The sequence below is a fragment of the Mitsuaria chitosanitabida ATCC BAA-476 = NBRC 102408 genome, assembly GCF_001598255.1.
In the GTDB taxonomy this organism is placed as follows: domain Bacteria; phylum Pseudomonadota; class Gammaproteobacteria; order Burkholderiales; family Burkholderiaceae_C; genus Roseateles; species Roseateles chitosanitabidus.
Genome location: NZ_BCYP01000022.1, coordinates 120,141 through 133,770 on the forward strand (window position 1 = coordinate 120,141; position 13,630 = coordinate 133,770).

The following is a 13,630-nucleotide window of genomic DNA, read 5'->3' on the forward strand; positions in this document are numbered from 1 at the left end:
CCGGAGCTGCGGTTGCGCATGCGCGTCACCGTCGGCGATGTGATCGCGGTCGGTCCCGGCAAGATCGCGCTGCTCGAGGCGCTGGACGAGACGGGATCGATCACGGCGGCGGCGAAGTCGCTGGACATGTCTTATCGCCGGGCCTGGCTGCTGATTGACGAGCTCAACCGGACCTTGAAGGAGCCTGCGGTCGCCACGGCTGCCGGTGGCGCCAAGGGGGGCGGCAGCGCGCTGACCGAGACGGGCCGGGCGCTGGTCGGGCTGTATCGGCAGATCGAGGCGACGGCCCTGCAGGCTTGCAAGCCGGAGATCCGGCAGCTGATGAAGTTGCTGGCGTCCTGAGGGCAGGGGAGAGGGTCTTCGGGCTCTCCCCGCCAGAGACTCGCAATATCCTGGGATATATTGCGAGCCTCCTCAACCGCCACCCTGCCGAGGGAAACGCCATGCGCTGGACTGGACCGATGACTGTTGCCCGCCGTGGCGCCGTGCTGACCCTGGCCCTGATGGCCGCTGGCTTCGCGCACGCCGCGGACGTGACGGTTTCCGCCGCCGCGAGCCTGACCAACGCCTTCAAGGAACTGGCCCCCGCCTTCGAATCCGCCCACCCCGGCACCAAGCTGCAGTTCAACTTCGCCGCGTCCGATGCGCTGCTCGCGCAGATCGCCAAGGGCGCGCCGGTGGACGTGTTCGCCTCCGCCGACCAGGAGACCATGGACAAGGCCCAGCAGCAGAAGCTGCTGGTGGACGGCACGCGCCGCAACTTCGTGAGCAACGCGTTGGTGGTGATCACGCCGTCCGAGGGCGGTCAGTCGCTGAAGGCGCTGGCCGATCTGCAGCAGCCGGGCGTCAAACGCGTCGCCATCGGCAAGCCCGAAGGCGTGCCGGCCGGCCGCTACGCCAAGAGCGCGCTGGAGAAGGCCAACCTGTGGGCGGCCGTCGAGCCCAAGGCCGTCTTCGCGCAGAACGTGCGCCAGGCGCTGGACTACGTCTCGCGCGGCGAGGCCGAGGCCGGCTTCGTCTACGCCACCGACGCCTTCGTCCTGAAGGACAAGGTCAAGATCCTCTTCAGCGTCCCGACCGAGACCCCGATCTCCTACCCGATCGCCGTCGTGAACGGGGGGCAGAACGCCGACGGCGGCAAGCAGTTCCTGGCCTTCGTCGCCTCCCCGGCGGGCCAGGCGGTGCTGGCCAAGTACGGCTTCCAGAAGCCCTGAGCGGCCGACGCTCCGGACGACGCCGACCGACGCTGAACGACGGAGCGACGCGACCCTGTGGATCAAGCCTGGATCGCGCTCGCGCTGTCGCTGAAGGTCGCCGGCTGGGCGACGGCGCTCAACCTCTTGCTCGGCGTCGCCTGCGGCTATGCGCTGGCGCGCTGGCGCTTCCCGGGACGGGAACTGCTGGACGCGGTGCTGACCCTGCCCATGGTCCTGCCGCCGACAGTGCTCGGCTACTACCTGCTCGTCGTGATCGGCAAGCGCGGCTGGCTGGGCGCCTGGTTGTGGGAGCACTTCCAGATCAACCTGATCTTCACCTGGCAGGGCGCGGTGATCGCCGCGACCATCGTGGCCTTCCCGCTGGTCATGAAATCGGCCCGCGCCGCCTTCGAGGGCGTCGATCCGCAACTCGAGCGCGCCGGCCGCGTGCTGGGCCTGGGCGAATGGGCGCTCTTCTTCCGCGTGACTCTGCCGATGGCCTGGCGCGGCGTGCTGGCCGGCGTGCTGCTGGCCTTCGCCCGCGCGCTCGGAGAGTTCGGCGCGACGCTGATGGTGGCCGGCAGCATCCCGGGCAAGACGCAGACGCTCTCCGTCGCCGTCTACGAGGCGGTGCAGGCGGGCCAGGACGACACGGCCAACCTGCTGGTGCTGATCGTCTCGGCGACCTGCATCGTGGTGCTGCTGGTGGCGGGCCGTCTGGCCGGACCGAAGGGCCGCGCATGAGCTTCGACGTCCGCATCCGCAAGCGCGTCCACGGCGGCGATCGCAGCTTCGACCTGGCGATCGAGTTCTCGACCGACGCGCGGCGGACCGTGGTCCACGGCCCGTCGGGCGCCGGGAAGACGCTGACGCTGCAGGCCATCGCGGGTCTGCTCAAGCCGGACGAGGGCTGCATCCTGGTCGACGGCCAGCCGGTCTTCGATTCGGCGCAGGGCGTGGACGTGCCGGCGCGAGATCGCCGGCTGGGCTATCTCTTCCAGGACTACGCGCTGTTCCCGCACCTGACCGTGCGGCAGAACATCGCCTTCGGCCTCCAGCGCGGCTGGCTGAATCCGACCCGCCACGGCGGTGGCGAGCCGGTCGAGCGCTGGCTGCGCGCCTTCGAGCTGGAGCGGGTCGCGGGCCAGCGGCCGCATCAGCTCTCCGGCGGCCAGCGGCAACGCACGGCGCTGGCGCGGGCGCTGGTCAACGAGCCCCGCGCGCTGCTGCTGGACGAGCCCTTCTCGGCGCTGGACCCGGAGCTGCGCGGGCGCATGCGGACGGAGCTGGACGCGCTGCTGGCGCAGATCGGCATCCCGATGCTGATGATCACGCACGACCCCGAGGACGTGGAGCGCTTCGGGGATCGCCGGATCCGGCTGAGCGAGGGGGGCGTGGACGCCGCCTGAGTCCGGCGTGACACGATCCGACATCGATCAAGCCTCGCCCGGGTCCCGAGCCAGCCGACTTGCCATTTGCCCGGGATGAGGCATCGTGCGCGGGTCGCCACCACGTCGCCACCGGATGACCGCCCTTGCCGCCGTCCCCTGGTCCCGCATCGCCGGGATCGTGTTCTTCTCGCTGTTCCTCACGGCGCTGAGCCGGCTCTTCATCGACGAGTCGACGCGCGGGATCCTTCGCGCCAGCGTCCTCGCCGGCGCCGCGCTGCTGGTGGAGGGGCGCTACGCCGCCGGATTCGCCGGCGGGTGGGGGCGGTGGCGGGCGGCGCGCGCGGCGGGGAAGGGCGTGCTGCATGGCGTGCTCGCCCTGCAACCGGTCGAGGTGTTCGGCCTTCAACGGCACGTCCTGGGCCTGTTGACCGGCTTCGCGCGATGGATCACCCGACGACGACCGCCGGCGCTGCCCGAAGGCTTGGCCTTCGGCTATCTCGGCAAGAGCAGCTACCCCGCCGCCGCGATCGTCCTGGCCCTGTGCCTGATCGTCGAGCTGCCGGTCGGCTACCTGCTCATGAAGGCCTTCGGCATGCCAGCGGCCAAGCTCGCCGCCGTCCATGACGCCCTGCTGGTGCTGACGATCTGGATCTTCGTGCTGGGCCTGGGCGACCGCTACTGGCTCCGGGCCGGCGCCCATGTCCTCGACGCGCGGGCCTTGCACCTGCGACTGGGCACTCGCGTGACGGGCGCGCTCCCGCTCAGCCTGATCGATCGCGCGATCCCGCTGGCGCGGCGGACCGCGCGCCAGCCAGCGGCCTCGCCTGGGCAGGCGCTGACGATCAGTCCGCTCGATGCGCCGAACCTGCGGCTCATGGTCGCCGCCGGGGCCCTGACCGGACTGCGCGTGCGGGGCGCGCCGGTGGCGTCGGGGGTGACGGCGCTCGACCTCCGGGTGGACGATCCGGCGGGCCTCCTGGCGGCGCTGGCCGCACGCGGTGTGCCGGTCGCCTGAGCCCCACGCCTCTCGCCTCTCGCCTCTCGCCTCTCGCCTCTCGCCGGGCCGAGCGCGACCGCCCATCCGTCGGGTGCCGCGGCGATGCGTGAGCAATGCACGCCAACCCGTCGCGCCTCGACCACGACCGGGGATCCGGCGTCATTTCCTCACTGGTGCCGTGCCCCGTACAGGTGCAACATCGCCAGGCTGTCGCAGCCCGACCTCCCTCCCCGGGCCGGCGGCCGAGGAGTTGTCCATATGCTGTCCGCCATGACCGCCAAGAGGTCCATCGGCCAGCGCCTCGGGCTCGTCCAAGCCCTGGTGCTGGTCATCGCGCTGATTGGATCGGCGCTGGGGTACTGGGGCCTGAGCCGCGTCGCGGATCAGACCCAGGCGATGTACGAGGATTCGATCGTCACCGAGCGCGTCGCCTCCGACTGGTACCGCAACGTCTTCAACGGGGCCACCCGCACCACCGCGATCGCGGCCAGCGCGGATCCGAGCCTGGCCACCTTCTTCACCAAGCAGGCCGCCGACTCGACCAAGCTGTCGTCCGAGCTTCAGGAGAAGCTCGACAAGCTGCTCACCACGCCCGACGAGCGCGCCAACTTCGAGAAGGTCATCGCCCTGCGCAAGGAGTACCTGCGCGTGCGCGATGCCATCACCGCCGCCAAGAAGGCCGGCGACGGCGACCGCGCCAAGCAGATCTTCGACGCCGAGTTCCAGAACGCCTCCAGCAGCTACCTCGATGCCATCCGCGTGGTGCTGCAGCAGCAGCGCGACCAGCTGGACGCGTCGATGAAGGCCCTGACCGACACCAGCCAGCATGCGCGCATCGCGCTCGTGGTGTTCGGCGTGGTGGCGCTGGTCGCCGGTGGCGCGCTGGCCCTGTGGCTGACGCGCTCGATCACCCGGCCGCTGCACCAGGCGGGCGAGGTCGCCGAGGCGATCGCCCGCTTCGACCTGACCCATCGCATCGACACCGGCGGCACCGACGAGACCGGCCAGCTGCTGCGCTCGCTGGACACCATGCAGAACGCCCTGCTGCGCCTGATCGGCGACGTGCGCGGCTCCACCGACAGCATCGGCACGGCCAGCGCGGAGATCGCCACCGGCAACATGGACCTGTCCGCCCGCACCGAGCAGACCGCGTCCAACCTGCAGGAGGCCGCGGCCTCGCTGACGCAGCTGACCGGCACCGTGCGCCAGACGGCGGACGCGGCGACGACGGCGAACCAGCTGGTGAGCTCCGCCTCCGAGACCGCCCAGCGCGGCGGCGCGGTGATGGGCCAGGTGGTCAGCACCATGGGCGAGATCAGCGACAGCTCGCGCCGGATCGCCGACATCATCGGCACCATCGACGGCATCGCCTTCCAGACCAACATCCTGGCGCTGAACGCCGCGGTGGAAGCCGCGCGCGCCGGCGAGCAGGGCCGCGGCTTCGCGGTGGTGGCCGGCGAGGTGCGCTCGCTGGCGCAGCGCAGCGCCGAGGCGGCCAAGGAGATCAAGACCCTGATCGCCACCAGCGTCGAGCGCGTGGAATCGGGCTCGCGCCTGGTGACCGATGCGGGCAGCACGATGGGCGACATCGTCACCAGCGTGCAGCGGGTGACGGACATCATTGCCGAGATCCGCGCCGCGTCGCAGGAGCAGAGCGACGGCATCAGCCAGGTCAACGCGGCGGTGGGCCATCTCGACCAGATGACGCAGCAGAACGCGGCGCTGGTGGAAGAGGCCGCGTCCGCGGCGGAGAGCCTGAAGGATCAGTCCAAGCGGCTGTCCTCGGCGATCGCGGTGTTCAAGCTGGCTTGAGCGGACGGGGGCCGTCCGCGCCCTGGAAGGACGCGAGGCACTGCGCCTCGCGCGCCGGCGTGAGCGTCGCGACCAGCTTCGCCCCGTCCCAGTCGGCCTCGCGCGGCGCGCGCGTCCAGGCCAGCGTGTCGGCGATGGTGGCCGCCGTCGGCCGCGTCGCGAGGCCCGCCGCGAAGGCCCGCGCGCAGTCGGCGAGCAGCATGCCGCCGTAGTCGGGGTCGCTCTCCGGCAGCCACAGCGGCAGGCCGGTCCACGGCGCGACCTCCAGCGCGAGCAGCGCCTCGTCGTCGATCCAGGTGAAGCGCGCGTCGGTGCCCGGCGCGGCCGCGACACAGGCGTCGAGCAGCTCGCGCATCGGCAGGCGATGGCCGATCGCGTTGAACGCGCCGGTGACGCGGGTCTCCGCCAGCGTGACGCAGAAGCGCGCGAGGTCGCGCGCATCGATGAACTGCACGGGTCGCTCCGGCCGACCCGGCGCCAGCACCTCACCGCCGCGCGCGACGCGTTCCGGCCAGTAGGTGAAGCGGCCGGTCGGATCATGCGGTCCGACGATCAATCCCGGCCGGACCAGGGTGTGGCGGTCCGGCAGGGCATGCGCGAGCGCTTCCTCGGCACGGGCCTTGAGCGCGCCGTAGCCCTCGTGACCGGCGGCCAGTGGCGAGGCTTCGTCGTAGACCTTGTCCGGGACGAAGCGCCCGTACGCCGAGATCGACGACACGAACACCACCTGCGGCGCACCCGTGTCGAGTGCCGCGAGCGCGCGCTCGATCTGCGCCGGCGTGTAGCCGCTGCAGTCGATGACGGCGTCGAAGTCGCGGCCGCGCAGGGCGCTCATGTCGCCGTCGCGATCGCCGACGAGGCGCTCGACCTCGGGGAAGAGATCCTGGCCGCGACGACCGCGGTTGAGCATCGTGACGGTGTGACCGCGGGCCAGCGCGGCGTCGATGACGTGGCGACCGAGGAAGACGGTGCCGCCGAGGATGAGGAGTCGCATGGGTACGAACTGACGAGGAGGTCTACCAGTTCCCTGAATCTGCGCCTTGCGCGTGGGCCGAGGTTTCTCAGGCAGCGCGAGCGAGTGCGGCAACTACGACTATGCCCAGTGGGATGAATTCCTCCGAGAACCCTTCCGTCACGGCATTCGCGACATAGTGGAGGACGACCTGCCGGGGCAGACTCAAAGATTCGGACAGCGCGTACAACTCTTTATGTTTTGGTGCTTGCAACGCTGAAGATATTAGGTCGTATAACGAAGCCTCATCAACCTTGAATGCGACCGATAGTTTCCCCGTGCATTCCATAGCCTTCTGCAGAAGCCAAGATTCTGGCCACACATCGCCAGGCAAGTATCCAATTCGATTCTCGAACCATTCTTTGAAGTCGTCGTCAGGATCTTCCGCCATGCGCTTAGCGTGCGATAGATTCTCGCCTTCCCGTTTGCGCTGATCCCCATCGTAAATGGAGATAATGGGCTTGGGTTCGTTCATTAAGTATGCAGCGCTCAGTTGTCTTGAGAGCAATTTTCCTGAACCCATCTCAATGACGTTAACCCGGCTGCGAACATTAGTGGGGAGTGCCGACGAAACGAGCGCCATGCCTACATCGTCTTCTACCAGTAGATCTAATTCGAGCCCCTGTCGTGCGCTAAGTTTTGAGAATGCATATTCTGCAGATATTCCCTGGACTACCCGGGTCGAGTTTTTTACGTTCTCGATATAAAATCTCGCATCTGGAGGGATGCACTCGAATATCTCTTTCGAATGGGTTGTGCACACGATCTGCGTATGCATCTCAAGGCAGACATCCTTCAGTTTTTCGATTAGTTTTCGCTGGGCTTCCGAGTGGAGGCCCAGTTCGATCTCATCTAGAACCAGCAGCGCGCCATCTCCTGCGGCATAAATTGTCGAAAAGATCTCAAATAACGCATTCTCGCCGGCGCCCATATTAAAGCCGGAATATGTTATTGCGCCGCATCGTACGACCGGTAGGGAATATTTGGAGTGCTCAAGAAATCTGAAGTCGTCATACTTCTTCCCCAAGATGTACCCGACCGCTGACATAACTTTTCGCTCCCACCCGCGTTCGGGAGCATGCTTGAATACGCGTGAGTATGATCTAGATTGACTGCGTTCGCTGTGTGGAACTATTCGTTCAATGCCAAGAAAAACGACAGTTCGATGCACGCGCTGATCGTAGTCATTCCATTTCCCTCCCCGACTCTTTTTCCGCTCTTGGTAGCCCCTGCCTACGCCTTCCGGAAGTCGAGGAGAGGGCTTCCAAGCGTTATATGCAATATCGTAGTATATTGATATTCCTTCAGGGGATATTTCTTCGGCATGCTGAATAAAGAAGTCGGAGAAAGTATAGTAGTTGTTGTTGCGTTTCGGAAGTTTGTAGCCACTTTTGTCCGCATGAAACGCGCAGCAAATCATGGCAAGGAGTGTCGATTTCCCCGCGCCGTTCTTCCCCGCGACTGCTGTGATTGGGTATTCGAAGGTTATGTCGAGCGAGGTGAGGCTGCGGAGGGCACCTTCTTCGAGAGATATTCCTCTGAGTAGGGCTCGACTATTGTCGGATTGAAACCACTTTCTCAAGCGATCATCCAGTTTGCTCTCGGCGTATTTCATGCTCTCCCTCGCGCTTTGGCTCGAACGGCCGTTGCGACGCAGTCTATCCATTTACTGAGAGACCTGTTGCGGGTGCTTACTCCTAGGTTGTCCGCATGAGAAGCAGTTGGCATTTTCTCAGGATGAAACGACGATCGTCGCACTGCATCGGTCAGGAGATCGCAGGACTGCCCACTCTGCGCCATGAATGGGGTGACGGGTGTTTGCATAGAGCCGCGCTTGCAAGGAGCAGTGCATTTGATCGTTAGGGGGTTTGGAGAGTAGTTGAGCTACTCCGGAAAGGAGTCGAAACGAGAGCGAACAGGCTCCTCGTGCTCATCGACCTTGATTGCCTTCGCTGCGGCGCTTCGGTTGTGTGACGCGCGCGAAGCTCCTTCGTAGGCCGGATCGGGGTGCTGTCTTGGTGAACTTGGGCTACGACGTAGCTCTCAGCGTGGGCTTGGCCAGACGCGAGAACTGGCTTTGGTAGTCCTTCCTTGCGCCGAAAATTTCCGGGGCAGTGGCTACACAAGAGCGCTGATTTGTGGGGTGGGGCCTGGGCGAGAGGCGCCGCAAAGCCTAGCTGACCGGCGAGGGTGCGACGGTGAAAGGCCTCAAGGTGGCCCGTGTTGAGTCGCCTATGTGATGTGCTGGAGATGCTTGGCGATACACGATCAAGCGACGCGATGTGCGCGGGAAGAGACTGGGCACACCGCCGGATGGGCCAAGCGGCAAATGCAACTGCGTCACAAAGCAGAACGGGACCCGAAGGTCCCGTTACTGGAGCGTCCGAGCTATGCAGATCAAACGCGAGATGTTTGGTGCGACCGGCAAGAATCGAACTTGCGACTAAGCCTTCGGAGGGCCCAATGATATCCACTTCACCACGGTCGCCGTGGAGCCGCGCATTCTAGCCTTGTTCCGCGCCGCCCCGCCACACGAGCGCCTCCCGCATCGCGCGTTTCCTCGGAAAACCCACCCCGGTCGACCTGTTCCGGGCATCGCCCGGATGCCCCGTCGTCTTGCTTCCACCTTGACGAAAGCCCCAGGGTGGGGCGGGGGACCGCTGGCTATACTGCGCCGATTTGCTGTTCCCCCTGTCTGCGCACGAGGGCCGAATCCCAGGAACGGGCCCTCTCGCCGACGCGAGTCTGCTGTCGACATCCACGAGGAATTCATGAGCGGAACCCAGGATTACGCCAACGCCCAGGACACGCACGCGCACGACGCCCACGAGGGGCCGATCAAGACGCCCAAGCAACTTGTCGTCGCGGTCGCCTTCGCCTTCATCCTCCCGATCGTGATCATCATCATGCTGGCCAACTACGTGTCCAGCCAGATGAAGGAAGGCGCCGGCGGCTCGGGCCTGGACGAGCAGGCGGTCGCCGCCCGCATCCAGCGCGTGGGCAGCGTCGACCTCAAGGACGCGAACGCGCCCGTGGTGCTGCGCACCGGTGAACAGGTCTTCCAGGCCCAGTGCTCGGCCTGCCATGGGACCGGCCTGATGGGCGCGCCCAAGTTCGGCGACGCCGACGCCTGGGGCCCGCGCGTGAAGTCCGGCTTCGACAACCTGGTCCATTCCGCGCTCAAGGGCAAGGGCGCCATGCCGCCGCAAGGCGGTGGCGAAGCCAGCGACTTCGAGATCTCCCGGGCGGTCGTCTACATGGCCAACCATGGCGGGGCCAAGTTCGACGAGCCCAAGGCGCCCGCCGCCGCGGCCTCCGGCGCCGCGTCCGGCGCGGAAGCTCCCGCCTCCGGCGCGTCGCAGTAAGCCACGCGACCGAACGCACGAAGCAAGCCGACCCGAGGGTCGGCTTTTTCTTTGCCGGACGGTGTCCGGCATCGGCGGGTCGACCTCCGCCCGGCAGACGACGACGGGGTCAGTCCTTGCCGGCAGGTGCCGACGGCGCCCGCTTCGGATCCTGGGGCTCGAGCTGCAGCCCATGCCGGGCGACCAGCTCCGCGTGCGTCGCGTTCGACAGCGTCCAGCGGCCCGACTCGATCGCGTCGGCCGCCGGTCCCATGTCCTGCGTGTGGACCAGGCCCAGTCCGAGGTCGGTCTCCAGGAACAGCCGGTCCTGCTCGTCCAGCACCGCGCCCAGGACCTGTGCCTCGCGGCCGGTGTGGCTCAGTACCCGGCCGTCAGGCTGCAGGCGCCAGATCCAGGGCGCGAGCTCCAGCTGCAGATAGACCCGCTGCGGTCCGTTCTGGAAGAACCAGGCGCCATGCTCGTCCGCCGCATAGTTGCGGTGGATGAAGCCGATCAGCTTGTCATGCACGATGCGGCTGCCCTTGACCCGCGGGAAGGGTCCCGCGGCCTGGATGCGTTCGTCGCGCATGTACCAGTCGCCGCGCGCGTCCAGCGCCAGCCAGCCGTAGCAATGCGGCACGTTCGGCCACTTCTTGAGCGCCGCTTCGACGATCGCGTCCATCAGGCGGGTCTCCTTGCGTTGCGCCGGCCGTTCACAGATGCTGCGCCAGCCAGTCGGCGACCCGGCCCGGCATGGCCCACACGTGGCCCGGCGGCCGTCCCGCCGGGAAGCCCACATGGCCGCCGCCCTTGGGTTGCCACAGCGTCACCTGCGGGCCGACATGGCTCTGCTCCGGCAGGCTGCGTGCCGGCACGAACGGATCGTTGCGCGCGTTCAGCAGCAGCGCCGGCACGCGGATCCGCGCCAGGTGCGGCTTGGCCGAGGCGCGCAGCCAGTAATCGTCCGCGTCGCGGAAGCCGTGCAGCGGCGCGGTGAAGATGTCGTCGAACTCGTAGAGGTTGCGCACCCGCATCAGCCGGTCGCGGTCGAAGAGCCCGGGATGCTGCTTCAGCTTGCCCAGGGCCTTGGGCATCATCGTGCGCAGGAACATGCGCGTGTAGACGAAGTAGTTGAAGCCCTTGCCGATCGCGTGGCCGGCGGCGGTCAGGTCCAGCGGCGAGCAGATCGAGCACACCGCCTTGACAGTCGCGGCCGCGCTGTCGCCGGACTCCTCGGCCCAGCGCATCAGCGCGTTGCCGCCCAGCGAGACGCCGGCCGCGATGATCGGTCCGCGATGCGCGGCGCGCAGCTGGTCCAGCATCCAGCCGATCTCGACGTAGTCGCCCGAGTGATAGGCCCGCGGCGCGAGGTTGATCTCGCCCGAGCAGCCCCGGAAGTAGGGCATCGCGAAAGCCCAGCCGCGCGCCCGCGCGACCGCGGCGAAGGCCTGCACGTACTGGCTCTGGACGGTGCCTTCCAGCCCGTGGAAGAGCACCAGCAGCGGGCGATCCGCCGCGTGGCCGTTCATCGCGGCGGCCTGGGGGTCGTCGAGGAACTCCACGTCGACGAAATCGCCGTCCGGCGTGGTCCAGCGCTCGCGGCGGAACGCCGGGGCGGGACCCTCGTGGCGCCGCGCGAAGAGCACGGGCCAGATCGTCTGGGCATGGCCTCCCGGCAACCAGCGGGGAGCCTGGTACTGCATGCGGGGACCTTTCAGTGCAGGGTGGTCGGCGCCCCCACGGACACGACCGACAGCTCCTGCTTCACATCCTGCGAGGTGCCCGGGCTGGCATGGTGCGCGACCATGCGCCAGCCCAGCGCCGTCTTCAGGTACACGTTGGTCGCGACCACCCAGGCGCTCTGGGTGCCGTCCTCGTCGGTGATCTCGATGCGCTCCAGCACCTGGTGGATGGCCGTGTCGCCGACCACGAGCCGGCGTTGGCATTCCGGGTGCACGGGGACCGCGCCGCGGGCGAAGATCTGCTCGAAGCTCGCGCGGATCGCCGCGGCGCCGACGACGCGCGGCCCGCCCGGATGGACGCAGCAGACCTCGTCCTCGTCGCCCCAGACGGCCATCAGCCGTTCCAGGTCGCCGGCCTGCAAGGCCTCGTAGAACTGCGCTTCGGTGTCCTCGGGAGAGGCCAGCAGCAGGGCGGTCTGAGGCTTGCGCACCATGGTGAGGTGTCCTTAATGGCCCGAGGGGAGGACCTCGCCGGCCTTGAGCTTGTAGACCGTGCCGCAGTAGGGGCAGGCGCCTTCGCCGGCGTGGCTCAGGTCGATGTAGACGCGCGGGTGGTTGCTCCACAGCGGCATCTTGGGGTTGGGGCAGAAGACGACGCCGGGACCTTGCAGGTCCTGGGCGGTGACTTCGACGACGGCCTTGGGCGTGGTGGTGTTGGCGCTCATGATCTTGTTCTCGTGGCTTGCTCGGGGCGTGCTCGTTGCGTGCGGAGGGCGTGCAGGACGGCTGGAAAGCGAGGGGGCGGAGAAAGGCCGCCGCTCAGACCAGTGTCAGCCAGTGTTCGTACTTGGGGTTGCGGCCGTTGACGATGTCGAAGAAGGCCGACTGGATCTTCTCGGTGATCGGGCCGCGGCTGCCGGCGCCGATCTCGATGCGGTCCAGCTCGCGGATGGGCGTGACTTCCGCGGCGGTGCCGGTGAAGAAGGCCTCGTCGCAGATGTAGACCTCGTCGCGGGTGATGCGCTTCTCGACCAGCTTCAGGCCCAGATCCTGGCAGATCGCGAAGATGGTGTTGCGGGTGATCCCGTTCAGGGCGCCGGCCGACAGGTCGGGCGTGTAGACCACGCCGTTCTTGATGATGAAGAGGTTCTCGCCCGCGCCCTCGGAGACGAAGCCCGAGGCGTCCAGCAGCAGGGCCTCGTCGTAGCCGTCCTCGGTCGCTTCCATGTTGGCCAGGATGGAGTTGGTGTAGTTGGACACCGTCTTGGCCTGCGTCATCGTGATGTTGACGTGGTGGCGGGTATAGCTGCTGGTCTTGACGCGGATGCCGCGCTTCAGGCCCTCTTCACCGAGATACGCGCCCCAGGCCCAGGCGGCGACCATCAGGTGCACCTTGTTGCCCTTGGGACTGACGCCCAGCTTCTGCGAGCCGATCCAGGTCAGCGGGCGCAGGTAGCAGCTCTCGAGCTGGTTCTCGCGGACGACGGCGCGTTGCGCCTCCTCGACCTGCTCGATCGAGAACGGGAGCTTCATGCGCAGGATCTTGGCGCTGTTGAACAGCCGCTCGGTGTGCTCGCGCAGGCGGAAGATCGCGGTGCCCTTGGGCGTCTGATAAGCGCGAACGCCCTCGAAGGCGCCGCAGCCGTAGTGCAGGGTGTGGGTCAGCACATGGATCTTGGCGTCGCGCCAGTCCACCAGCTCCCCATCCATCCAGATCTTGCCGTCGCGATCGTCGAGAGACATGGCGTGTCCTTTTCTCGGCCGCGCAGACGGCCCGGTGCTGCAAAGTCGTGGATTTTATGCGGCCGGGCCTGCGTCCTGTGCGCGGATCAGCGTCCAGCGCACGACCTTGCCGCCCGCCATGACCACGTCCACCGCGTCGCCGCCGGCGTCGGTCCAGCGGTAGGTGCCCTCGCCCGACTTCACGCCCAGCGAGCCGCACATCTTCACCAGGTCCAGCAGCTTCATGCCCTCGTGCAGGCGGGACTGCAGCATCAGCGCGCTGGAGACATGGCCCATCGGCGCATTCTGGGCGGTGCGCATGACGCGCATCAGCTGGGAGAACTGCAGCAGCAGGGCGAAGACGATGCCGGACAGGCCCAGGATCGCGCCTTTCCAGCCGAAGAGCAGGGCGCCCACGACGATGGCGGCGACGGCGAGGAGGATGCTGACGGTACGGTTCATGCGGGGAAAACT

General features: G+C 67.2%; 15 protein-coding genes and 1 tRNA gene. 7 read left to right on the forward strand and 9 right to left on the reverse strand.

The genetic code is table 11. The features are described 5' to 3' along the window. The first annotated feature begins 18 nt into the window (after nucleotides 1-18). The 6 genes from MCHT01_RS15180 to MCHT01_RS15205 all read left to right on the forward strand — a co-directional run bounded on the left by MCHT01_RS15180 (nucleotide 19) and on the right by MCHT01_RS15205 (nucleotide 5,396). Nucleotides 19-342 carry a winged helix-turn-helix domain-containing protein gene (locus tag MCHT01_RS15180; protein WP_067066182.1) on the forward strand — a complete coding sequence of 108 codons (324 nt, stop codon included), beginning with the start codon at nucleotides 19-21 and terminating at the stop codon, nucleotides 340-342. A gap of 119 nt (nucleotides 343-461) precedes the next feature. Beyond that, a complete protein-coding gene (gene modA, locus MCHT01_RS15185) occupies nucleotides 462-1,214 on the forward strand; it encodes a molybdate ABC transporter substrate-binding protein (RefSeq protein ID WP_084452701.1) in 753 nt (250 codons plus the stop codon). Nucleotides 1,215-1,271: 57 nt separating this feature from the next. Next, nucleotides 1,272-1,940, forward strand: a complete 669-nt coding sequence (gene modB, locus MCHT01_RS15190; protein ID WP_067066184.1) for a molybdate ABC transporter permease subunit — start codon at nucleotides 1,272-1,274, stop codon at nucleotides 1,938-1,940. After that, a complete protein-coding gene (locus tag MCHT01_RS15195) occupies nucleotides 1,937-2,605 on the forward strand; it encodes an ABC transporter ATP-binding protein (protein ID WP_067066185.1) in 669 nt (222 codons plus the stop codon). Before modB ends, MCHT01_RS15195 begins: the two co-directional genes overlap by 4 nt. A gap of 160 nt (nucleotides 2,606-2,765) precedes the next feature. Then, nucleotides 2,766-3,602: a hypothetical protein gene (locus MCHT01_RS15200; protein WP_148661543.1), complete on the forward strand. Its 837-nt coding sequence runs from the start codon at nucleotides 2,766-2,768 to the stop codon at nucleotides 3,600-3,602. Nucleotides 3,603-3,854: 252 nt separating this feature from the next. Beyond that, nucleotides 3,855-5,396, forward strand: a complete 1,542-nt coding sequence (locus tag MCHT01_RS15205; protein ID WP_067066247.1) for a methyl-accepting chemotaxis protein — start codon at nucleotides 3,855-3,857, stop codon at nucleotides 5,394-5,396. On the opposite strand, the gene MCHT01_RS15210 is transcribed toward MCHT01_RS15205, so the two are convergent. The 3 genes from MCHT01_RS15210 to MCHT01_RS15215 form a co-directional block, all read right to left on the reverse strand. Continuing rightward, on the reverse strand, nucleotides 5,383-6,390 hold the full coding sequence (locus tag MCHT01_RS15210; RefSeq protein WP_067066187.1) for an NAD-dependent epimerase/dehydratase family protein: 1,008 nt from the start codon (nucleotides 6,388-6,390) through the stop codon (nucleotides 5,383-5,385). The genes MCHT01_RS15205 and MCHT01_RS15210 overlap by 14 nt on opposite strands. Before the next feature lie 67 nt (nucleotides 6,391-6,457). Next, entirely contained in the window at nucleotides 6,458-8,023 is a 1,566-nt protein-coding gene (locus MCHT01_RS25670) for an ATP-dependent nuclease (protein WP_084452703.1), read from the reverse strand. A gap of 798 nt (nucleotides 8,024-8,821) precedes the next feature. Beyond that, nucleotides 8,822-8,896, reverse strand: a tRNA-Arg gene (locus tag MCHT01_RS15215). 283 nt (nucleotides 8,897-9,179) lie between these two features. Here MCHT01_RS15215 and MCHT01_RS15220 point away from each other — a divergent pair. After that, entirely contained in the window at nucleotides 9,180-9,773 is a 594-nt protein-coding gene (locus MCHT01_RS15220; RefSeq protein ID WP_067066188.1) for a c-type cytochrome, read from the forward strand. Between the two features lie 109 nt (nucleotides 9,774-9,882). Here MCHT01_RS15220 and MCHT01_RS15225 read toward each other — a convergent pair whose 3' ends face one another. From MCHT01_RS15225 to MCHT01_RS15250, 6 genes are all read right to left on the reverse strand, one after another. Beyond that, nucleotides 9,883-10,434 (reverse strand): DUF2946 family protein, encoded by a 552-nt coding sequence (locus MCHT01_RS15225; RefSeq protein WP_067066189.1) that lies wholly within the window; start codon nucleotides 10,432-10,434, stop codon nucleotides 9,883-9,885. Nucleotides 10,435-10,465: 31 nt separating this feature from the next. Continuing rightward, nucleotides 10,466-11,455, reverse strand: coding sequence for a YheT family hydrolase (locus MCHT01_RS15230; protein ID WP_067066190.1), 990 nt, complete (start codon nucleotides 11,453-11,455; stop codon nucleotides 10,466-10,468). Nucleotides 11,456-11,466: 11 nt separating this feature from the next. Beyond that, entirely contained in the window at nucleotides 11,467-11,928 is a 462-nt protein-coding gene (locus tag MCHT01_RS15235; protein WP_067066191.1) for a YybH family protein, read from the reverse strand. Nucleotides 11,929-11,940: 12 nt separating this feature from the next. Continuing rightward, nucleotides 11,941-12,159 (reverse strand): zinc-finger domain-containing protein, encoded by a 219-nt coding sequence (locus MCHT01_RS15240; RefSeq protein ID WP_067066192.1) that lies wholly within the window; start codon nucleotides 12,157-12,159, stop codon nucleotides 11,941-11,943. Nucleotides 12,160-12,253: 94 nt separating this feature from the next. Then, nucleotides 12,254-13,177 (reverse strand): branched-chain amino acid transaminase, encoded by a 924-nt coding sequence (locus MCHT01_RS15245; protein WP_067066193.1) that lies wholly within the window; start codon nucleotides 13,175-13,177, stop codon nucleotides 12,254-12,256. A gap of 54 nt (nucleotides 13,178-13,231) precedes the next feature. Beyond that, nucleotides 13,232-13,618: a hypothetical protein gene (locus MCHT01_RS15250; RefSeq protein ID WP_067066194.1), complete on the reverse strand. Its 387-nt coding sequence runs from the start codon at nucleotides 13,616-13,618 to the stop codon at nucleotides 13,232-13,234. Nucleotides 13,619-13,630 lie beyond the last annotated feature (12 nt).

What these genes read in the sequence shown, in the direction of transcription:
- MCHT01_RS15205 (WP_067066247.1), top strand. Translation starts at nt 3,855, where the DNA reads ATGACCGCCAAGAGGTCCATCGGCCAGCGCCTCGGGCTCGTCCAAGCC.
- MCHT01_RS15250 (WP_067066194.1), bottom strand. Translation starts at nt 13,618, where the DNA reads ATGAACCGTACCGTCAGCATCCTCCTCGCCGTCGCCGCCATCGTCGTG.
- MCHT01_RS15220 (WP_067066188.1), top strand. Translation starts at nt 9,180, where the DNA reads ATGAGCGGAACCCAGGATTACGCCAACGCCCAGGACACGCACGCGCAC.
- MCHT01_RS15225 (WP_067066189.1), bottom strand. Translation starts at nt 10,434, where the DNA reads ATGGACGCGATCGTCGAAGCGGCGCTCAAGAAGTGGCCGAACGTGCCG.
- modA (WP_084452701.1), top strand. Translation starts at nt 462, where the DNA reads ATGACTGTTGCCCGCCGTGGCGCCGTGCTGACCCTGGCCCTGATGGCC.
- MCHT01_RS15245 (WP_067066193.1), bottom strand. Translation starts at nt 13,177, where the DNA reads ATGTCTCTCGACGATCGCGACGGCAAGATCTGGATGGATGGGGAGCTG.
- MCHT01_RS15195 (WP_067066185.1), top strand. Translation starts at nt 1,937, where the DNA reads ATGAGCTTCGACGTCCGCATCCGCAAGCGCGTCCACGGCGGCGATCGC.
- MCHT01_RS25670 (WP_084452703.1), bottom strand. Translation starts at nt 8,023, where the DNA reads ATGAAATACGCCGAGAGCAAACTGGATGATCGCTTGAGAAAGTGGTTT.
- MCHT01_RS15240 (WP_067066192.1), bottom strand. Translation starts at nt 12,159, where the DNA reads ATGAGCGCCAACACCACCACGCCCAAGGCCGTCGTCGAAGTCACCGCC.
- MCHT01_RS15230 (WP_067066190.1), bottom strand. Translation starts at nt 11,455, where the DNA reads ATGCAGTACCAGGCTCCCCGCTGGTTGCCGGGAGGCCATGCCCAGACG.
- MCHT01_RS15180 (WP_067066182.1), top strand. Translation starts at nt 19, where the DNA reads ATGCGCGTCACCGTCGGCGATGTGATCGCGGTCGGTCCCGGCAAGATC.
- MCHT01_RS15210 (WP_067066187.1), bottom strand. Translation starts at nt 6,390, where the DNA reads ATGCGACTCCTCATCCTCGGCGGCACCGTCTTCCTCGGTCGCCACGTC.
- MCHT01_RS15235 (WP_067066191.1), bottom strand. Translation starts at nt 11,928, where the DNA reads ATGGTGCGCAAGCCTCAGACCGCCCTGCTGCTGGCCTCTCCCGAGGAC.